Origin of the sequence: Pseudomonas sp. B329 (genome assembly GCF_023127835.1) — a bacterium.
Lineage (GTDB): Bacteria > Pseudomonadota > Gammaproteobacteria > Pseudomonadales > Pseudomonadaceae > Aquipseudomonas > Aquipseudomonas synxantha_A.
The window spans coordinates 302,659-323,189 of the sequence record NZ_SPKP01000052.1 but is presented as its reverse complement, the minus strand read 5'-3'; the positions used below and the strand labels follow the sequence as shown (position 1 = coordinate 323,189).

General features: G+C 60.8%; 18 protein-coding genes. 7 read left to right on the top strand and 11 right to left on the bottom strand.

What is annotated here, in order from left to right; genetic code table 11:
- Nucleotides 1-40: 40 nt before the first annotated feature.
- Nucleotides 41-961 carry a LysR substrate-binding domain-containing protein gene (locus E4P00_RS23445; RefSeq protein ID WP_078822626.1) on the bottom strand — a complete coding sequence of 307 codons (921 nt, stop codon included), beginning with the start codon at nt 959-961 and terminating at the stop codon, nt 41-43.
- A 151-nt stretch (nt 962-1,112) separates the two neighbouring features.
- Here E4P00_RS23445 and E4P00_RS23440 point away from each other — a divergent pair, with 151 nt between their 5' ends.
- On the top strand, nt 1,113-2,516 hold the full coding sequence (locus E4P00_RS23440) for a NorM family multidrug efflux MATE transporter (protein ID WP_248133150.1): 1,404 nt from the start codon (nt 1,113-1,115) through the stop codon (nt 2,514-2,516).
- 139 nt (nt 2,517-2,655) lie between these two features.
- Here the strand turns inward: E4P00_RS23440 and E4P00_RS23435 are convergent, their stop codons facing one another.
- Nucleotides 2,656-4,320 (bottom strand): bifunctional diguanylate cyclase/phosphodiesterase, encoded by a 1,665-nt coding sequence (locus E4P00_RS23435; RefSeq protein WP_005792463.1) that lies wholly within the window; start codon nt 4,318-4,320, stop codon nt 2,656-2,658.
- 265 nt (nt 4,321-4,585) lie between these two features.
- Here E4P00_RS23435 and rep point away from each other — a divergent pair, with 265 nt between their 5' ends.
- On the top strand, nt 4,586-6,595 hold the full coding sequence (gene rep / locus E4P00_RS23430; RefSeq protein WP_032878742.1) for a DNA helicase Rep: 2,010 nt from the start codon (nt 4,586-4,588) through the stop codon (nt 6,593-6,595).
- A gap of 58 nt (nt 6,596-6,653) precedes the next feature.
- Nucleotides 6,654-7,226, top strand: a complete 573-nt coding sequence (locus tag E4P00_RS23425) for a xanthine phosphoribosyltransferase (RefSeq protein ID WP_043046890.1) — start codon at nt 6,654-6,656, stop codon at nt 7,224-7,226.
- Between the two features lie 147 nt (nt 7,227-7,373).
- On the opposite strand, the gene E4P00_RS23420 is transcribed toward E4P00_RS23425, so the two are convergent.
- The 6 genes from E4P00_RS23420 to dadA form a co-directional block, all read right to left on the bottom strand.
- Complete coding sequence (locus E4P00_RS23420; protein WP_216090478.1) at nt 7,374-9,296, bottom strand: acetyl-CoA hydrolase/transferase C-terminal domain-containing protein; 1,923 nt, start codon at nt 9,294-9,296, stop codon at nt 7,374-7,376.
- Between the two features lie 138 nt (nt 9,297-9,434).
- Nucleotides 9,435-9,845 (bottom strand): c-type cytochrome, encoded by a 411-nt coding sequence (locus E4P00_RS23415; RefSeq protein ID WP_032878737.1) that lies wholly within the window; start codon nt 9,843-9,845, stop codon nt 9,435-9,437.
- 181 nt (nt 9,846-10,026) lie between these two features.
- Complete coding sequence (locus tag E4P00_RS23410; protein ID WP_005792468.1) at nt 10,027-10,575, bottom strand: cupin domain-containing protein; 549 nt, start codon at nt 10,573-10,575, stop codon at nt 10,027-10,029.
- Between the two features lie 116 nt (nt 10,576-10,691).
- Complete coding sequence (gene alr, locus E4P00_RS23405; protein WP_005792469.1) at nt 10,692-11,765, bottom strand: alanine racemase; 1,074 nt, start codon at nt 11,763-11,765, stop codon at nt 10,692-10,694.
- 78 nt (nt 11,766-11,843) lie between these two features.
- Nucleotides 11,844-12,197 carry a RidA family protein gene (locus E4P00_RS23400; RefSeq protein ID WP_005792470.1) on the bottom strand — a complete coding sequence of 118 codons (354 nt, stop codon included), beginning with the start codon at nt 12,195-12,197 and terminating at the stop codon, nt 11,844-11,846.
- Complete coding sequence (gene dadA, locus E4P00_RS23395) at nt 12,169-13,470, bottom strand: D-amino acid dehydrogenase (protein WP_248133149.1); 1,302 nt, start codon at nt 13,468-13,470, stop codon at nt 12,169-12,171. The genes E4P00_RS23400 and dadA overlap by 29 nt, the downstream gene beginning before the upstream one ends.
- Before the next feature lie 156 nt (nt 13,471-13,626).
- On the opposite strand from dadA, the gene E4P00_RS23390 reads away from it, so the two are divergent.
- Nucleotides 13,627-14,115: an Lrp/AsnC ligand binding domain-containing protein gene (locus tag E4P00_RS23390; protein ID WP_003176896.1), complete on the top strand. Its 489-nt coding sequence runs from the start codon at nt 13,627-13,629 to the stop codon at nt 14,113-14,115.
- Between the two features lie 5 nt (nt 14,116-14,120).
- Here the strand turns inward: E4P00_RS23390 and E4P00_RS23385 are convergent, their stop codons facing one another.
- A complete protein-coding gene (locus E4P00_RS23385) occupies nt 14,121-14,474 on the bottom strand; it encodes a YkgJ family cysteine cluster protein (RefSeq protein WP_005792472.1) in 354 nt (117 codons plus the stop codon).
- Nucleotides 14,475-14,589: 115 nt separating this feature from the next.
- Between E4P00_RS23385 and E4P00_RS23380 the strand changes: the two genes are divergently transcribed.
- The gene (locus E4P00_RS23380; protein WP_032878732.1) at nt 14,590-15,882 is read left to right on the top strand and encodes an FAD-binding oxidoreductase; all 1,293 of its coding nucleotides are present in this window, start codon (nt 14,590-14,592) and stop codon (nt 15,880-15,882) included.
- Here the strand turns inward: E4P00_RS23380 and E4P00_RS23375 are convergent, their stop codons facing one another.
- On the bottom strand, nt 15,883-16,107 hold the full coding sequence (locus E4P00_RS23375; RefSeq protein WP_078822630.1) for a DUF1127 domain-containing protein: 225 nt from the start codon (nt 16,105-16,107) through the stop codon (nt 15,883-15,885). It lies immediately after the preceding gene.
- 166 nt (nt 16,108-16,273) lie between these two features.
- On the opposite strand from E4P00_RS23375, the gene E4P00_RS23370 reads away from it, so the two are divergent.
- Both E4P00_RS23370 and E4P00_RS23365 read left to right on the top strand, forming a co-directional pair.
- Nucleotides 16,274-17,698: a PLP-dependent aminotransferase family protein gene (locus E4P00_RS23370; protein WP_103734160.1), complete on the top strand. Its 1,425-nt coding sequence runs from the start codon at nt 16,274-16,276 to the stop codon at nt 17,696-17,698.
- Between the two features lie 62 nt (nt 17,699-17,760).
- Nucleotides 17,761-19,329 (top strand): phospholipase D family protein, encoded by a 1,569-nt coding sequence (locus E4P00_RS23365; protein ID WP_248133159.1) that lies wholly within the window; start codon nt 17,761-17,763, stop codon nt 19,327-19,329.
- Nucleotides 19,330-19,340: 11 nt separating this feature from the next.
- Here E4P00_RS23365 and E4P00_RS23360 read toward each other — a convergent pair whose 3' ends face one another.
- Nucleotides 19,341-20,483: an MFS transporter gene (locus E4P00_RS23360; protein ID WP_248133148.1), complete on the bottom strand. Its 1,143-nt coding sequence runs from the start codon at nt 20,481-20,483 to the stop codon at nt 19,341-19,343.
- Between the last annotated feature and the right edge of the window lie 48 nt (nt 20,484-20,531).

Below are 20,531 nucleotides of genomic sequence, written 5' to 3'. Positions count from 1 at the left end.
GGGTATCCCGCAAACGATTGCATCAAACGCCGGCCCCTACTCAATCCAGACGTTCAACCTGAGGCAACTCCATCGCTTTGACTTCACCTTGAAGAAACTCCGCCAGCCGTCGCAAGCGTTCCCCCCCGGGACGGGTTTTCGGCCACACCAGGTAGTAACTTTCCCCACTGGCGACCGCCCTGGGCCATGGCAGGCTCAGGCGTCCCTGGGCGACATCTTCGGCCACCATCAACAAATCGCCCATGGACACGCCATAGCCACGCGCCGCCGCGATCATGCCCAACTCAAGGGTATCGAACACCTGCCCACCCTTGAGAGACACCCGGGACGACAACCCCATGCGCTCCAGCCAGTTGCGCCAGTCACGACGATCAGGCGTGGGATGCAACAACTCGGCACTCGCCAGGCGGGCAGCGTCCCAAGGTCCATCATCCAGCAGGTTCGGCGCGCCCACGGGGATCAGCAATTCGGGGAACAGGTAACTGGCCTCCCAGTCCGCCGGAAAACGCCCATCGCTCAACAACACCGCACAGTCGAAGGGTTCCTGGTTGAAGTCCACTTCATCCACGCTCATCCACGCACTGGTCAGTTGCACCTCATTGCCTGGCTGCAAGGCGCGGAAGCGACTCAGGCGCGCCAATAGCCAGCGCATGGTCAAGGTGGACGGTGCCTTCATGCGCAGAATGTCATCTTCAGTATTCAAGGTATGACAGGCGCGCTCCAACGCAGCGAAGCCTTCGCGCACGCCGGGCAGCAACAGGCGTGCGGCTTCGGTGAGCTGCAGATTGCGACCGCTGCGCTGGAAAAGGCGGCAGGCGAAATGCTCCTCGAGGGTGCGGATATGCCGGCTGACCGCACTTTGGGTGATGGACAGTTCCTGCGCCGCACGGGTGAAGGAGTTGTGCCGGGAAGCGGCTTCAAATGCACGCAGGGCATACAGTGGAGGAAGACGACGAGACATTGGGAAAGCTCCGACGGCGCAATATCGGCACCCTATCAGAATCAACCAGGCATGAGTTTTAATCATGTGAACGATCGCTTTTATCCTTTTGTGCAAAGCGCCCAAAGCGCCGAGAATCAATCTCCCCCCATTTCCTGACTATTTGAGTGTGATGATCATGCAACATCCGGCACGTACCGAACTCTGGGCCATTCTGCGGCTGTCGGGGCCGTTGATTGCCTCACAGTTGGCGCACATGCTGATGGTGCTGACCGACACCCTGATGATGGCGCGCCTGAGCCCCGAAGCCCTGGCCGGCGGCGGCCTGGGCGCGGCGAGCTATTCGTTCGTGGCGATCTTCTGCATCGGCGTGATTGCCGCGGTGGGCACCCTGGTCGCCATTCGTCACGGCGCAGGCGATATCGACGGCGCCACGCACCTCACCCAGGCCGGGCTGTGGCTGGCGTGGTTGATGGCCCTGGCAGCGGCGCTGCTGCTATGGAACTTGAAGCCGGTGCTGCTGATGTTCGGCCAGACTGAAACCAACGTACAAGCGGCGGGGCAATTCCTCACCATCCTGCCTTTCGCCCTGCCCGGCTATCTGACTTTCATGGCGCTGCGCGGCTTTACCAGCGCGATCGGCAAGGCGACGCCGGTGATGGTGATCAGCCTGTGCGGCACCGTGGTCAACTACCTGCTCAACCACGCCTTGATCGAAGGCATGTTCGGCCTGCCGAAACTGGGCCTGATGGGCATTGGCCTGGTGACCGCCATCGTCGCCAACGGCATGGCGCTGGCATTGATGTGGTACATCCGCAGCAACCGCGCCTACGCCGCCTACCCACTGGGTACTGGACTGCTGCGCTTGAATACCCACTACCTGCGCGAGCTGTGGCGCCTGGGCCTGCCGATCGGCGGCACCTATGCAGTAGAGGTCGGGCTGTTTGCCTTTGCGGCGTTGTGCATGGGCACCATGGGCAGTACCCAGTTGGCCGCGCATCAGATTGCCCTGCAAATTGTCTCGGTGGCGTTCATGGTACCGGCGGGGATGTCCTACGCGGTGACCATGCGCATCGGCCAGCATTACGGCGCCGGGCAGTTGTTGCAGGCACGCATGGCCGGTCGGGTCGGCATAGGCTTTGGTGCCATGGTAATGCTGGGATTTGCCGTAGTGTTGTGGCTGTTTTCCGACCCGTTGATCGGGCTGTTCCTCGACCATGACAACCCGGCGTTCCATGACGTCATCGTCCTGGCCGTCAGCCTGCTGGCCGTCGCCGCGTGGTTTGAATTGTTCGACGGTGTGCAGACCATTGCCATGGGCTGTATCCGTGGTTTGAAGGACGCCAAGACCACCTTCCTGGTCGGCCTGGGTTGCTACTGGCTAATCGGTGCGCCCTCGGCCTGGCTGATGGCGTTCACTTTAGGCTGGGGGCCCACCGGGGTATGGTGGGGCTTGGCGCTGGGACTGGCGTGTGCGGCGGTGAGCCTGACATGGGCGTTTGAGGCGAAGATGAAGCGGATGATCCGGCAGGAGCCTGAAATGCAGCCTGCCTTTCAGGCCGCACCGACAGAATAAAGCCCTGCTCGGTCAGAACTGTGGGAGGGGGCTTGCTCCCGATTGCTGAGTGTCAGTCACTGCATTTGCTGACTGACGCACCGCTATCGGGAGCAAGCCCCCTCCCACAGTTTTAATTGTATTTGCACGTCTGGATCGCTCAGCCCAACAGCGCCTGCTGGCTTTGCCCAAACATCAGGTACTCCACCAGTTCCGCCAACGGCAACGGCTTGCTGATCAGGTACCCCTGGGCCTGGTCACAACCGAACAACCGCAACAGCTCAAGCTGCTCGGGTGTCTCCACGCCTTCGGCCACCACTTCCAGGTTGAGGTTGTGGGCCAGGTTGATCATCGCGTGTACCAATTTGCGGTTTTCTTCGCGCTCTTCCATGCCGCCGACAAAACTTTTGTCGATCTTCAACAAAGCGATCGGCAGGCTGTTGAGGTGCACGAATGACGAAAACCCGGTGCCGAAGTCATCCAGGGAGAACCGCACGCCGAGGCGGCCCAGGGCGTCCATGGTCTGCTTGACCAGATCGCTGCGGCGCATCACCGCGGTTTCAGTCAATTCGAACTCCAGCCATTGCGCTTCCACGCCACGCTCGGCAATCAGCCGACTGAGTGTGGAGAGCAATTGGCTGTCCTGGAACTGGCGAAACGACAGGTTGACGGCCATGTGCAGCGGCGGCAGGCCGCGTTCGCGCAGGTCTTGCATGTCGCGCAGGGCCCGGGAAATCACCCAGTAGCCCAAAGGCACGATCAGGCCACTCTGCTCGGCCAGCGGCACGAATTCGCTGGGTGGCAACAAGCCGCGCTCACCGTGGCGCCAGCGCACCAGGGCTTCGAGGCCGACGATATGACCGTCGTCCAAGTCCAGGCGCGGCTGGTAATGCAGCTCCAGCTCATCGCGGCGCAAAGCCCGGCGCAGTTCACTTTCCAGGTCGGCCAGGCTGCGAGCGTTGCGGTTGATGCGTTCATTGAAGATGTGAAAGGTGCAGCCCTGGGTGCTTTTGGCCTGCTGCATGGCGATATGGGCGTGCCACATCAACGGGTCAGCGCCGGCGCGGGCGCGCGCATGTGCCACGCCCAGGCTGCAGCCGATCAACAAGCTTTCGCCATCGACCCAGTAAGGCTCGGCCATCACTTCGGTGATGCGCTCGGCCATCCACTCGGCACGCTGGGGCGCGCGACGGGTGTCGATCAGCAAGGCAAATTCATCGCTGCCCAGCCGCGCCAGCTGGTCCCCGGCTTCGAGCTGGCTCTTGAGCCGCGACACCACTTGCAGGATCAACCGATCGCCGGCCTGGTGGCCGAGGGCGTCGTTGGCATGACGGAAGTTGTCCAGGTCCAGATGGCCCAGAGCCAGGCCGCGGCCTTCGTTGTCCGCCAGCCGCGCCGCCAGCAGTGTCTGGAAGCCCTGGCGGTTGGCGATACCGGTGAGCGGGTCCTGCTCGGCCAAGCGCTGCAAGGTGTTCTCCAGAACGCCGCGCTCGCGCACATGGCGCAAGCAGCGGCGCAATGTTTCAGGGTCCAGCCCATTCAGGATCAACCAGTCGCTGACACCGAGCGGCGACACCAGCGGCTCCTGCTCCAACAGCAATACACACGGCAAGCTGCAGCGGCCAGGACCGGGCTGCAGGCTGGGTGTGGTCAATAGCACGGCGCCCTGATCGTCATCGAACAGACGACTCACCGAGTCCCAGTTGGGTGCACTGATCAGCACAGCCCCTTCGCCCATCGGCACCAGGCACTCGCGCAACAACGCTGCCCATGCAGGCTCTTCGGCCAGCAGCAGCAAACGCAAGGGTTCGACAGGCGTAGACAAGCTAACTCCCTAGACTCTGCTAAATTTCGTGAGCGATGGCATTATGACGTGCGGCCTGGCAATGATAAATGCGTGACAAATGATAGGTGTTATCAAACACGCAGACTGTGAAAAATAGTCTGAGTATTCCCCACATCCTGCGGCAAAGTAGCAAAACCGGCAAATTTAGATCGAGTGGTACGTCACACCGTCGTTCTAAGGCAGCAGAATCTTGCCAGCCTGTTAAAATGCCCGCCCTTTTGAACAACGACTCCTAAAACTCCGTATGTCCCGACTCAATCCCCGGCAGCAAGAAGCCGTGAACTACGTCGGCGGCCCTCTATTGGTGCTCGCCGGCGCCGGCTCCGGCAAGACCAGCGTGATCACCCGCAAGATCGCGCACCTGATCCAGAACTGCGGCATCCGCGCCCAGTACATCGTCGCCATGACCTTTACCAACAAGGCGGCGCGGGAAATGAAAGAGCGGGTCGGCACCCTGCTCAAGGGCGGCGAAGGCCGCGGCCTGACGGTGTGTACCTTCCACAATCTGGGCCTGAACATCATCCGCAAGGAGCATGTGCGACTGGGCTACAAGCCCGGCTTCTCGATCTTTGACGAGACCGACGTCAAGGCCCTGATGACCGACATCATGCAGAAGGAATACGCAGGCGACGACGGCGTCGACGAAATCAAGAACATGATCGGCTCATGGAAAAACGACCTGATCCTGCCCGCCGAAGCCCTGGAAGCTGCACGCAACCCCAAGGAGCAGACCGCCGCCATTGTCTACACCCACTACCAGCGCACGCTCAAGGCGTTCAACGCAGTGGACTTCGACGACCTGATCCTGCTGCCGGTCAAGCTGTTCCAGGAACACAAGGACATCCTGGAGAAGTGGCAAAACAAGGTACGCTACCTGCTGGTGGACGAATACCAGGACACCAACGCCAGCCAATACCTGCTGGTGAAGTTGCTGATTGGTACGCGCAACCAGTTCACCGTGGTGGGCGACGACGACCAGTCGATCTACGCCTGGCGCGGCGCCCGCCCGGAAAACCTGATGCTGCTCAAGGAAGACTACCCGTCGCTGAAAGTGGTGATGCTGGAGCAGAACTATCGCTCCACCAGCCGCATCCTGCGTTGCGCCAACGTGCTGATCTCCAACAACCCCCACGAGTTTGAAAAACAACTGTGGAGCGAGATGGGTCATGGCGATGAGATCCGCGTGATCCGCTGCCGCAACGAAGACGCCGAAGCCGAACGCGTGGCCGTGGAAATCCTCAGCCTGCACCTGCGCACCGACCGGCCCTACAGCGACTTTGCGATCCTGTATCGCGGCAACTACCAGGCCAAGCTGATCGAGCTGAAACTGCAGCACCACCAGGTGCCGTATCGCCTGTCGGGCGGCAACAGCTTTTTCGGACGCCAGGAAGTAAAAGACCTGATGGCCTACTTCCGGCTGATCGTGAACCCGGACGACGACAACGCCTTCCTGCGGGTGATCAACGTACCGCGCCGGGAAATCGGCTCCACTACCCTGGAAAAGCTCGGCAACTACGCCACCGAACGCAAGATTTCCATGTATGCCGCCACCGACGAAATCGGCCTGGGCGAACACCTGGACACGCGCTTCACAGATCGCCTGTCGCGCTTCAAGCGCTTCATGGACAAGGTGCGCGAACAGTGCGCCGGCGAAGACCCGATCAGCGCCCTGCGCAGCATGGTCATGGACATCGACTATGAAAACTGGCTGCGCACCAACAGTTCCAGCGACAAGGCCGCGGATTACCGCATGGGCAACGTCTGGTTCCTGATCGAAGCGCTGAAGAACACCCTGGAAAAAGACGAAGACGGCGAAATGACCGTCGAGGACGCCATCGGCAAGCTGGTGTTGCGTGACATGCTTGAGCGCCAGCAGGAAGAGGAAGACGGCGCCGAAGGCGTGCAGATGATGACCTTGCATGCCTCCAAGGGCCTGGAATTTCCCTACGTGTTCATCATGGGCATGGAAGAGGAAATCCTCCCACACCGCTCCAGCATCGAAGCCGACACCATCGAGGAAGAACGGCGCCTGGCCTACGTGGGCATCACCCGCGCACGTCAGACCCTGGCCTTCACCTTTGCCGCCAAGCGCAAGCAATACGGCGAAGTCATCGATTGTGCCCCCAGCCGGTTCCTTGACGAGCTGCCGCCCGATGACCTGGCCTGGGAAGGCAATGACGACACCCCCACCGAGGTGAAGGCCGTTCGCGGCAACACCGCCCTGGCGGATATACGCGCAATGCTAAAGCGCTAGAATCGACTACTTTTCAATCTACTTTCGGCGCCTGCTGCGCCATCAGAGGAAGCTTTCCGTGGAAGCACTGCACAAGAAAATTCGCGAAGAAGGCATCGTGCTTTCCGATCAGGTTCTCAAGGTCGACGCCTTTTTGAACCACCAGATCGACCCGGCACTGATGAAACTGATCGGCGACGAATTCGCCGCGCTGTTCAAGGATTCGGGGATCACCAAGATCGTCACCATCGAAGCCTCAGGTATTGCACCGGCGATCATGACCGGGCTGAACCTGGGTGTACCGGTGATCTTCGCGCGTAAGCAGCAGTCGTTGACCCTGACGGAAAACCTGCTGTCGGCAACGGTGTATTCCTTCACCAAGAAAACCGAAAGCACTGTGGCGATCTCCCCACGCCACCTGACCAGCAGCGACCGCGTGCTGGTGATCGATGACTTTTTGGCCAACGGCAAAGCGTCCCAGGCGCTGATTTCGATCATCAAGCAGGCCGGCGCGACTGTTGCGGGCTTGGGGATCGTGATCGAGAAGTCGTTCCAGGGTGGGCGTGCGGAGCTGGATGCGCAGGGTTATCGGGTTGAGTCGCTGGCGCGGGTGAAGTCCTTGAGCGGTGGTGTGGTCACCTTCATCGAGTAATTTGCTCCACAGCAAATACCAAGTGAACACAGTTTAAAATGTGGGAGGGGGCTTGCTCCCGATTGCGGTGTATCAGTCACCAGATGTGTTGGCTGACCCACTGCTATCGGGAGCAAGCCCCCTCCCACATTTACCCTCTATTGCCTGTTAGTGCGCGGTGGCCTGGAGGCCGGCGAGTAACAGGCGCTGATACAGATCCTCCTTGAACCCCTCGGGATTATCCAAGCGCATCCGCTTCAAATGCTCGGGAAATGCCTCCGGCTCCGGCGCGTCGAGTGCCGCCTTGCCCAACTCCAGAATCTCCGTCAGCTTGAATTTGCTCTTGAGCCAGTTCAGCGCTCGCAACAAGTCCCGCTCCTCATCCGTGAAATCACTGCCCAACGGGTATTCCGGGAACAACCGTCGATGCTTGGCCTGAATCGCCTGGAGGCGTTCCGGCGTGTTGTCCGCAAAGCGCGGATCCAGCTGGAAGTCCTTGGGCAGCTTGCCGGCCTTTTGTGCCTGCTCAATCAAGTCGCCCTGGAAACGCGAGTCGGTGATATTGAGCAGCGCTTCGATCACCTTGGCATCCGTCTGCCCGCGCAAGTCGGCAATGCCGTACTCGGTAATGACGATATCCCGCAGGTGCCGGGGAATGGTGCAGTGGCCGTACTCCCAGACAATATTGGAACTGACCTCGCCCGCCGACTCCCGCCAGCTGCGCAAAATCAGGATTGAACGCGCACCGTCCAGCGCATGCCCCTGGGCAACGAAATTGTATTGCCCGCCCACACCGCTGAGCACGCGACCGTCTTCCAGCTGGTCGGCCACGCCGGCACCGAGCAATGTGACCATGATTGCGCTGTTGATAAAGCGCGCATCCAGGCGCTGCAGCCGCTTGAGTTCTTCCTGGCCGTACAGCTCGTTGATATAGCTGATGGCAGTCATGTTGAATTCGAGACGCTTGGCGTGGGTCATTTCCTGCAAGCGCTGGTAAAAACTGCGCGGCCCTAGAAAGAAGCCACCGTGGATCGACACGCCATCGGGTTGCGCCGCATCGTCCAGGGTGCCTTCGTTGGCCTGCGTCTGGGTCGCCACATCCGGGTATACCTTGCGGCGCACAATCCCGGCATCCGCCAGCACCAACAGCCCGTTGACGAACATCTCGCTGCAACCGTAAAGACCACGTGCGAAAGGCTCGACACCGCCCTCACGGCTGATCAGTGGCGCCCACTGATACACATCCAGGTCCGTCAGCAGCAATCGATAGGCTTCGTTATCGGCCTGGCGCGCCAGCAAGGCGGCGGTCAGCGCATCGCCCATGGAGCCAATGCCAATCTGCAAGGTGCCGCCGTCACGTACCAGGGTGCTGGCGTGCAGGCCAATAAAATGATCCTGGAAGCCCACCGGCATGTTCGGCGTGGAAAACAATGTGGTGCTGTCTTTTTCATCGAGCAGGTAGTCGAACGCGTCCATGCCCAACTCGGCGTCGCCGGGCATGTAGGGCAGATCGCTGTGGACCTGGCCGACAACGAGGATGGTTTCCCCGGCTTCGCGGCGCTTGGCGATCATCGGCAGCAGGTCGAGGGTGATATCCGGGTTGCAGCTCAGGCTCAGGCGATCAGGATGCTCGGCGCTGCTGGCAACCATTTGCGCCACCAGGTTCAGGCCGGCGGCATTGATGTCGCGGGCGGCATGGCTGTAGTTGCTGCTGACGTAATCCTGCTGCGCCGAAGTGCTGTGGAGCAGGCTGCCGGGCTGCATGAAAAACTGTTGCACTTGGATATTTTTCGGCAGGCTGTCCTTGTGCAGGTCGGCGAGGAAGTCCAGTTCAGGGTAGTCACCAAACACCCGCTCGATGAACGGTTCGAGAAAGCGCTTCTGCAAGCCATCGCCCATCGTCGGGCGGCCCAGGCTCAACGCGGTGTAGATCGTCAGCGCCCGCTCCGGCAGTTTGGCAATACGCCGGTACAGCGCGTTGGCGAACAGATTGGGCTTGCCAAGACCCAGCGGCATGCCCATGTGGATATGCGCCGGCAACCGCACCAGTACGTCGTCAACTGCTTGCTCGATTGAACACAACTGCACCATCGGACTGCTCCCGAACATTCCATGAATTGGAGTTGGACCGAGCTTGCCGGGTCTTTGCTGCAATGAACAGTGTCGAAACACAAATCGCGAGCACAAAAAAGCCGCCCGTAAGCGGCATTTTTGGCGAAGATCGTCTGATTACAGGCCGGACATCTTCTTGATGGCGCCTTTGAGGTCTTCATCCGAGCAATCAGCGCAGGTGCCTTTGGGTGGCATGGCGTTGATACCGGTGATGGCCTTGGCCAGGATGCCATCGAGGCCGCCCTGGTGGTCGGCGCGTTCTTTCCAGGCGGCGGTGTCGCCAACTTTCGGCGCACCCAAGAGGCCAGTACCGTGGCACGCGTTACAGTGCTTGGCGATAATCTCGTCCGGTGTTTTCGCACCGCCACCGCCCGCTGCCACGGCCACTTCCATGCCCTTGCATTCCTGGCCCTGGACGCACACCTGGCCCACAGGCTCCAGGCGCTTGGCAATGTCATCATTGGTCGCAGCTTGAGCGCTGACAGCCCATAGGGCCAGTACGGTTGCTGGTGCAGCCAGCATTTTCATAATTAGGTTCACGCGTTCACCCTCAATGGTGGCTATTCACGCCTGCGGCCACGGTTTCGCAGGCGGCGAAAGTATAACGGTTAGCCCGGGCTGCCGAAACAACCCTATTAAATAAAGGGAGATACGGCCACACGGATACAGCTATGGGAGCCTCTGCAACGCTGGCAGGGCGCCTCTTTTGTTAAAAGTTCGCGGGCGTGGCTGCGCTGATTAGTCGCGCCGGCACATCGAACGGGTTGCGAAAACGATGGGGCTTGGTGCTTTCAAAGTAGTAGCTATCGCCAGCTTCGAGCACAAAAGTTTCAAGACCGACCACCAATTCCAGGCGACCTTCCAGCAGAATCCCGGTTTCCTCGCCCTCATGGGTGAGCATTTCTTCGCCCGTGTCGGCGCCCGGCGGGTAAATTTCGTTGAGAAAGGCGATGGCCCGGCTCGGGTGCGCCCGGCCCACCAGTTTCATGGTGACGGCACCGTCAGAGATGTCGATCAGCTCATTGGCTTTATAGACGATCTGCGTCGGTATTTCCTGGAGGATCTCCTCGGAAAAGAACTCGACCATGGACATGGGGATACCGCCCAACACCTTGCGCAGGGAGCTGATCGAGGGGCTGACGCTGTTTTTCTCGATCATCGAAATGGTGCTGTTGGTGACGCCCGCGCGCTTGGCAAGCTCGCGCTGGGAAAGACCTTTGAGTTTACGGATGGATTGCAGTCGTTCGCCGACGTCCAATGCAGGAGCCTCCTAGGATTCAGGCTTTGTTGTAATTGAGCGTTATCATGGCGACAGCGTTCAGTATTTACAACACTTGGGCCTAAATCCCGGGCAGCTGCATTCGTATCCGGCCATCAAGCGCCGCAATAGAGCCTTGGCACCCGGCGCAGGTTGCAGAAAATCTGGTAGGGAATGGTATCGGCAGCAGTGGCGACGTCACTGGCGAGGATGTTCTTGCCCCACAACTCCACGGTTGAGCCAAGGCCCGCTTGGGGTAAGTCGGTAAGGTCGACACACAGCATGTCCATGGACACGCGCCCCAGCAGTTGGCTGCGCTGGCCCGCCACCAGCACCGGCGTACCGGTTGGCGCGTGGCGGGGGTAACCGTCGGCATAGCCCATGGCAACCACTCCGATGCGCATCGGCTTGGGCGTGACAAACCTGGCGCCATAGCCCACGGGTTCGCCAGCCGGCAGTTCGCGTACACAAATGATTTTGGACTCCAGGGTCATCACCGGCTGCAACCGTGCGGCAAAGGCCTGGTCTTCGCCAAATGGCGTTGCGCCGTAGAGCATGATGCCTGGGCGTACCCAGTCGCTGGCCACGCCTGGCCAGCCTAATACAGATGGGGAGTTACGCAGGCTGACTTCGGCAGCCAAGCCTTGGCGAGCTGCTTCGAATACCGTGACTTGTTCGTTGCTGCTGACGCAATCGAGCTCATCGGCGCGGGCAAAATGGCTCATCAACACGATCTTCGCGACTTTGCCGCTGGCCAGCAGACGCTGGTACGCCTCTTGATAATCCTTGGGATGCAAGCCGACACGGTGCATGCCCGAGTCCAGCTTGAGCCACACGGTCAGCGGTTTGCTCAGCTTGGCCTGTTCGATGGCCTCAAGCTGCCACAACGAATGCACCACACACCACAAATCCTGTTCGATGATCAGCGGCAACTCGTCCGCCTCAAAAAAGCCTTCCAGCAACAGCACCGGCGCGCGAATGCCGGCGGCACGCAGTTCCAGGGCTTCCTCGATGCACGCCACGGCAAACCCGTCGGCTTCGGTTTCCAGTGCCTGGGCCACGCGCACGGCACCATGGCCGTAGGCATCGGCCTTGATCACGGCGAGCGCCTTGGCCCCCGTGACTTCACGGGCCAATTGGTAGTTGTGGCGCAAGGCTTGAAGGTCGATCAGGGCACGGGCTGGACGCATGGCGGCAGGCTTCTAGGCAGCAAGGTGAAGAAAAACCGGTGCCGACCAACAACGTCGGCGCCGGGAGAGGGATCGTTGCTAAGGCAGCGCCGCCACGACGGACAGCTCTACCAGGATTTGCGGCTCGCACAATTTGGCTTCAACCGTGGCACGGGCCGGAGCGACGCCTTTGGGCAGCCACTTGTCCCACACCGCGTTCATGCCGGCGAAGTCGGCGTCAATATCCTTCAGGTAGATGGTCACCGACAGCAACCTGGACTTGTCGGTACCGGCCAGGTCCAGTAAACGCTCGATATTGACCAGGGTTTCACGGGTCTGCTGTTCAATCCCGGCACTCAGGTCGTCGCCGACTTGCCCGGCCAGATACACGGTACCGCTGTGAACCACGATCTGGCTCATGCGCTCATTGGTGAGCTGGCGCTGGATTGACATGTTGTGCGGACTCCTGGTGATTGCCATAACGGGAAATATCGAGGCCGGCGGCGCTGATCTGCGGCGTTTTCTTTGCCATCAGGTCGGCCAGCAAGCGGCCAGAGCCACAGGCCATGGTCCAGCCGAGCGTGCCGTGACCGGTATTCAGGAACAGGTTCTTGAATGGGGTGGCACCGACAATCGGCGTGCCGTCGGGTGTGGTCGGACGCAGACCGGTCCAGAAACTGGCTTGGGCCAAATCGCCGCCCTGAGGATAAAGGTCGTTGACGATCATCTCCAGAGTTTCACGTCGACGTGGATTCAGCGACAGGTCAAAACCGGCTATTTCAGCCATGCCGCCGACACGAATACGGTTGTCGAAACGGGTGATCGCGACCTTGTAGGTCTCATCGAGAATGGTCGAGGTGGGCGCCATTGCCGGGTTGGTGATCGGCACGGTCAGCGAGTAGCCCTTGAGCGGGTAAACCGGTGCCTTGATCCCCAGGGGCTTGAGCAGCTTCGGCGAGTAACTGCCGAGGGCCAGTACATAGCGGTCGGCGGTTTCCAGCTTGCCGTCGATCCACACGCCGTTAATGCGATCACCGGCGTAATCGAGGCGCTGGATGTCCTGCTCGAAACGGAACTCCACGCCCAACTGCTTGCACATCTCGGCCAGGCGCGTGGTGAACATCTGGCAGTCGCCCGTCTGGTCATTCGGCAGCCGCAAAGCACCGGCGAGGATATCCGTAATGCTGGCCAGGGCCGGTTCAACACGGGCAATACCAGCGCGATCGAGCAATTCGAACGGCACGCCGGACTCTTTCAACACCGCGATATCCTTGGCGGCACCGTCAAGTTGGGCCTGGGTGCGGAACAGCTGGGTCGTACCGAGGCTGCGGCCTTCGTAGGCAATGCCGGTCTCGGCACGCAATTCGTCGAGGCAGTCGCGGCTGTACTCGGACAGGCGCACCATGCGCTCCTTGTTCACGGCATAGCGGCTGGCCGTGCAGTTGCGCAGCATCTGCGCCATCCACAGATATTGATCGATATCGGCGGTTGCCTTGATCGCCAGCGGCGCGTGGCGCTGCAGCAACCACTTGATAGCCTTGAGCGGCACACCCGGCGCGGCCCATGGCGAGGCGTAGCCAGGGGACACCTGGCCGGCGTTGGCGAAACTGGTTTCCATGGCAGCGGCAGGCTGACGGTCGACCACCACGACATCGAAGCCGGCCCGCGCCAAATAGTAGGCACTGGTCACCCCAATGACACCGCTACCCAAGACCAGAACGCGCATTTTTATATCCTCATCACGGGCTTAGCCGCTGACGTGTGTTATTCGAGCAATGATGGACGCAGTGTAAAAAACAATCACCAGTGCATTTCACTATATAAATGCCTATATTTGGCGACAATTCTTGGCAAAAACCCTTTTCACAGAGGCGTATCCCCTATGCGTACCAACACCCAGACCAAGCGGGAGCTGGACAAGATCGACCGCAATATCCTGCGCATCCTGCAAACCGACGGGCGCATTTCGTTCACAGAGCTGGGGGAAAAGGTCGGGCTGTCCACCACTCCCTGTACCGAGCGGGTGCGGCGCCTGGAGCGCGAAGGGATCATCATGGGCTACAACGCGCGGCTCAACCCGCAGCATTTGAAAGGCAGCCTGCTGGTATTTGTCGAGATCAGCCTGGATTACAAGTCTGGCGACACCTTTGAGGAATTTCGCCGCGCCGTGCTGAAACTGCCTCATGTGCTGGAGTGCCACTTGGTATCAGGGGACTTCGACTACCTGGTGAAAGCGCGTATCTCGGAGATGGCTTCGTACCGCAAACTCCTGGGCGATATCCTGCTCAAGTTGCCCCATGTGCGCGAATCCAAGAGCTATATCGTGATGGAAGAGGTGAAGGAGAGCCTGAACCTGCCGATCCCCGATTGACTCAGTCAGACCAGCACTTGCCGGGTACTCGCCATGTACTCATGGATCTGCTTCTCGACCCGCGGATGAATCAGCTCAACCGGTCGGCGCCCATTGGGGCATGGCAAGGTCTTGGTGGTGCCGAACAGGCGACAGATCAGTGGCCGCTCGTCATACACCGTGCACCCATGGGGCCCCAGGTGCACGCAGTTCAGCTCATCCATGGCGGCCTCCTGCTCGGCGGCCGTCTTGCGTGGCAGGCGCGACATTTCCTCAGGCGAAGTGGTCACCGGCCCACAGCAGTCATGGCAACCCGGAACACATTCAAATGAAGGAATCTGTCTGCGCAGCGCGCTGACTTTCTGACTGTTGCAACTCATCGATACACATACCCAACGGCGAATAGGCGTGGATTCTGACGCAAAACGCAGCGCGCAGACAGCTTCATCGGACCGCTGTATCCTGCGTCAAATTTTCCAAACAGGGAGGCTCCCCATGACCGCCAGCGCCCGGCATACCGCGTCCTACTACGCCGCCAGCAGCGTGCCGCACCCCGAGTACCCGGCGTTGACAGGCGAGCTGCGCGCCGATGTATGCGTGATTGGCGCGGGGTATTCCGGGCTCAACACGGCTTTGGAGCTGGCCGAGCGCGGCTTCAGCGTGGTGGTGCTGGAAGCGCGCAGGGTTGGCTGGGGCGCCAGCGGGCGTAATGGCGGCCAGTTGATTCGCGGCGTCGGCCACGGGCTGGATCAGTTCGCGTCCGTGATCGGCAGTGACGGCGTGCGCCAGATGAAGCTGATGGGGCTGGAAGCCGTGGAGATCGTGCGTGACCGCGTAGAACGCTTCCAGATTCCCTGCGACCTGACCTGGGGCTACTGCGACCTGGCCAACAAACCCCGTGATTTGCAGGGCCTGGCGCAAGATGCCGAAGAACTGCGCAGCCTGGGCTACCGCCACGAGGTACGCCTGCTGCAAGCCAGCCAGATGAGCAGCGTGATCGGCTCCGAGCGCTATGTGGGCGGCATGATCGACATGGGCTCTGGTCACCTGCACCCACTGAACCTGGCGCTGGGCGAAGCGGCCGCCGCGCAGCAGTTGGGCGTGAAGTTGTTCGAGCAGTCTGAAGTGACGCGCATCGACTACGGCCCCGACGTCAAGGTGCACACCGCCCAGGGCCACGTACGTGCCAAGACCCTGGTGCTGTGCTGCAACGCCTACCTGAATGGGCTCAACCCGCAATTGAGTGGCAAGGTCCTACCGGCCGGCAGCTACATCATCGCCACCGAGCCCTTGAGTGAAGCGCAAGCGACCCGCCTGCTGCCGCAGAACATGGCCGTGTGTGACCAGCGCGTGACGGTGGACTACTTCCGCCTGTCCGCCGACCGCCGCCTGTTGTTCGGCGGCGCCTGCCACTATTCCGGACGCGACCCCAAGGATATCGGCGCCTATATGCGACCGAAAATGTTGCAGGTATTCCCGCAACTGGCCGACGTGAAGATCGACTACCAATGGGGCGGCATGATCGGCATCGGCGCCAACCGCCTGCCGCAGATCGGCCGGTTGGCGGATCAACCCAATGTGTATTACGCCCAGGCTTACGCGGGTCATGGCCTGAATGCCACACACCTTGCGGGCAGGTTGCTCGGCGAAGCCATCAGCGGCCAGCAACAGGGGCGTTTCGACCTGTTCGCTCAGGTGCCGCACATCACCTTCCCCGGTGGCAAACACTTGCGTTCACCGCTGCTGGCGCTGGGGATGCTCTGGCACCGCCTCAAAGAACTGGTGTGATCAACTGCGCCAGAACGGCTTCAGGCCTTCCTGGCGCGCCTGTTCAGCGGTCAAACCCACGTCCAGCAGCTGCTCGCGGGTCAGCGTAAGCAACGCCTTGCGCGTGTGACGACGGTGCCAGAACAGGCTCCAGCGGCTGCCGACAGGCGCAGTCGTTGCCCGCTGCTGCCCTGCTTCCAGTTCTTGGCTGTGTAGCGCCAGCCGCACATCGCTCATGCCGTTCATTTTGCTGCCCCTCGTTGGCTTATTGCCTTGAGTGACTAGGATGGGGGCACGGGCAAAACCATTACAGATCCAGCCTGTTTTTATTAAATCCATACAGATACTGCCTATGGATGGCTGAATCCTGTATTTTCACTCTATCTGTACTGGTCTATCAGGAGCGGCCGCCATGACCCTTTACGTCAACCTCGCTGAATTGCTCGGCACTCGCATCGAACAAGGCTTCTATCGCCCCGGCGATCGCTTGCCCTCGGTGCGAGCCTTGAGCGTGGAGCACGGGGTCAGCCTGAGTACCGTGCAGCAGGCCTATCGGTTGCTGGAAGACAACGGCCTGGCAATGCCCAAGCCCAAGTCCGGTTACTTTGTACCCGCCGGTCGCGAGCTGCCGGCCCTGCCCGAGGTAGGCCGCCCGGCCCAACGGCCGGTAGAGATCTCCCAGTGGGACCAGGTGCTTGAGCTGATTCGCGCGGTACCCCGCAAAGACGTCATACAGATGGGCCGTGGTATGCCAGATGTATTGTCACCCACCCTGAAACCTTTGCTGCGCAGCCTGGCGCGGGTGAGTCGTCGCCAGGATCTGCCGGGCCTGTATTACGACAACATCCTTGGCTGTATGGAATTGCGCGAGCAAATCGCTCGACTGTCGCTGGACTCCGGCTGCCAACTGACCGCTGAAGACATTGTGATCACCACCGGCTGCCATGAGGCGCTGTCGGCCAGCATCCGGGCGATCTGCGAGCCCGGCGATATTGTTGCGGTGGACTCGCCCAGCTTCCACGGCGCCATGCAGACCCTCAAGGGCCTGGGCATGAAAGCCCTGGAAATCCCCACCGACCCGATCACCGGCATTAGCCTGGAAGCGCTGGAACTGGCGCTGGAACAGTGGCCGATCAAAGTCATCCAGCTCACGCCCAACTGCAACAACCCGTTGGGCTACATCATGCCGGAGGCGCGCAAACGCGCACTGCTGACACTCGCGCAGCGCTATGACGTGGCAATCATCGAAGACGATGTGTATGGCGAACTGGCCTACAGCTACCCACGCCCGCGCACCATTAAATCCTTCGATGACGATGGCCGCGTGCTGCTCTGCAGCTCATTCTCGAAAACCCTGGCACCCGGGTTACGTATTGGCTGGGTGGCGCCGGGGCGCTATCTGGACCGGGTGTTGCACATGAAATACATCAGCACCGGCTCTACCGCCACCCAGCCACAGATTGCGATTGCCGAATTTCTCAAAAACGGCCATTTCGAACCGCATTTGCGCCGGATGCGCACGCAATACCAGCGCAATCGCGACTTGATGCTCGACTGGGTGAGCCGCTACTTCCCGGCAGGCACGCGCGCCAGTCGGCCCCAAGGCAGCTTCCTGCTGTGGATCGAACTGCCGGAGGGCTTCGACACCTTGAAGCTCAATCGCGTGTTGGTGGAACAAGGCGTACAAGTGGCCGTAGGCAGCATCTTCTCTGCCTCCGGCAAATACCGTAACTGCCTGCGTATGAACTACGCCGCCAAGCCAACCCCGCAGATTGAAGAAGCGGTGCGCAAGGTCGGCGCCGCCGCGCTCAAGATGCTGGCAGAGACGCTGCACTGACCTTTCGCCGGAAAAGGCCGTCATATATCGATAACCGCCCTGACCTGGAAGCAGCTCCCTTGATAATTCGACGGCTATTACCGTTTTTGCTGTTGGGCACCTTGGCCCTGGGCGGCTGCGCCACAGTCGACACACCGCGTATTCCCAGCGATGCCCTGCCGGCGAACGGCTCCTCGTTCGGTCGCTCGATCCAGGCCCAGGCGGCGCCGCACCAAGGGCGCTCGGGTTTTCGCTTGCTGCCCAACAGCAGTGAAGCCTTCATGGCTCGCGCCGAGCTGATCCGCAGCGCCCAATCCAGCCTCGATTTGCAGTACTACATCGTTCACGACGGCATCAGCACGCGTATGCTTGTGGACGAACTGCTCAAGGCCGCCGACCGCGGTGTGCGTGTGCGCATCCTGCTGGACGACACCACCAGCGACGGCCTCGACCAAATCATCGCCACCCTCGCCGCCCACCCCAAAATCGAAATTCGCCTGTTCAACCCCCTGCATTTGGGCCGCAGCACCGGCGTTACACGCGCCATGGGCCGTGTATTCAACCTGTCGCTGCAACATCGGCGCATGCACAACAAACTGTGGCTGGCGGATAACAGCGTGGCCATTGTGGGCGGGCGCAATCTGGGGGACGAATATTTCGACGCCGAGCCCAACCTGAACTTCACCGATATCGACATGCTCAGCGTCGGACCGGTGGCAGAGCAACTGGGTCACAGTTTCGATCAGTACTGGAACAGCGCACTGAGCAAACCTATTGATGAGTTTGTCTCGAAGATGCCCTCCAAAATCGATCTGGCCGTCGCCCGCGGGCGCCTGGAAGCTTCATTGGCGCAATCGCGTCAGCAGAACCACGCCCTGTATAACCGCCTGCGTACCTACCAGACCCGACCACGTATGGACATCTGGCGCCGTGAGCTGATCTGGGCCTGGAATCAGGCGCTGTGGGACGCACCGAGCAAGGTGCTGGCCAAGGCTGATCCGGACCCGCAGTTGCTGCTCACCACCCAACTGGCCCCGGAGCTGGAAGGGGTCAGCCGTGAACTGATCATGATTTCGGCGTACTTCGTTCCGGGGTCGCCCGGGCTGGTGTACCTGACAGGTCGGGCCGACGCAGGGGTGTCAGTGAGCCTGCTGACCAATTCCCTTGAAGCCACTGACGTACCGGCCGTGCACGGCGGTTACGCGCCCTATCGCAAGGCACTGCTGGAGCATGGGGTCAAACTTTATGAGCTGCGCCGACAACCAGGCGACCCCAGTGCCAGCAGTGGCCCGCACCTGTTTCGTCGAGGCAGCCTCTACGGCTCCGATTCGAGCCTGCACAGCAAGGCAATGATCTTCGATCGCGAGAAGTCATTTATCGGCTCGTTCAATTTCGACCCGCGCTCGGTGCTGTGGAACACCGAAGTCGGCGTGCTGGTGGACAGCCCTGAACTGGCGGAGCATGTGCGCAACCTGGCGCTGGAAGGTATGGCGCCGACGCTGAGCTACGAGGCGAAATTGCAGGATGGCAATGTGGTGTGGGTCACCGAGGACAACGGGCAATTGCACACCCTGACCCGCGAGCCCGGCAGTTGGTGGCGCCGTTTCAATGCTTGGTTCGCCACGTCAGTTGGCCTGGAACGTATGCTTTAAGCCAAAGAAGTTCAGGCAGGCTGCACTGCTCCAAACGCCCCTTGGCGCAGCAACAGCACCACCAGCCCCAACGCCCCCGCCGCCATCAGCAATGGCAGTGCATGACCGCTGACCCATTGGCTGCCCGCACCCGCCACCAGCGGCCCGATCAGGCAGCCAATGCCCCACAGCTGCGCCACGTGGGCGTTGGCACGCACCAACGCATCATCACGGTAGCGCTCGCCAATCAAAATCAGCGACAGGGTAAACAACCCACCCGCGCTGGCGCCGAACAGCACCCACACCGGCCAGATCAGCAGTGTGTGCATCAACAACGGCACCGCCAGGCTCGACGCCAGCAACAGCAGCGCACACCCCAGGAACAACGTGCGGCGCGGCAAGTAATCGGCCAGGGCGCCAATGGGCAATTGCAGCAGCGCATCACCCACGACCACTGTGCTGACCATCGCCAAGGCAATCTCGGCAGTGAAGCCCTGTTGCAGGCAGTACACCGGCAACAGCGTCAGAATCATCGCTTCGAATGCGGCGAATAACGCCACCGCCCAGGCAATCGCCGGCAAGCTCAGGCAAAAGCGCCACAGCTCGCTGAACGTGACGCTGAACGCATCAGCCGTCGGCGCCCCGGATCGCCCCAGCAACAGCAGCGGCGCCACTACCAAAAGGCCGACGCCCACCCAGAACCCGTAATCATGATCGGTGCCCATCAGGCCCAGCAGCAAGGGTCCCGACAGCTGGCTCAAGGCATAAGTGCAGCCATACAGCGCCACCAGGCGGCCGCGCCACTGCTCGATCACCAGTTGGTTGATCCAGCTTTCACCCAGGATAAATACGATGGTCAGGATCACCCCGATCATCAACCGCAGCACCAGCCACACCGGGTAGCTGGGCAGGATCGCCAGCAAACCGATAGACAGCGCCCCGGCCCACAGGCACAGGCGCATCAGGTTGGCAGTGCCGAGCCAGGACGCCATTCGGCTGGAGAACTTGGCACCCAGCAATACGCCGAATGCCGGCATCGCCGCCATCACGCCAATGGCGAAGCTGCCGTAGCCCCAGCCTTCAAGACGCAGGGATACCAACGGCATACTCACGCCCAAGGCCAGGCCAACGCTGAGTACCGATGCCAGCACGGCGAAATAAGTCGCCCAACGCATTGCCACGCTCCTGTGGATAATTTACGGGGTCGCACAAAACAGTGTGGG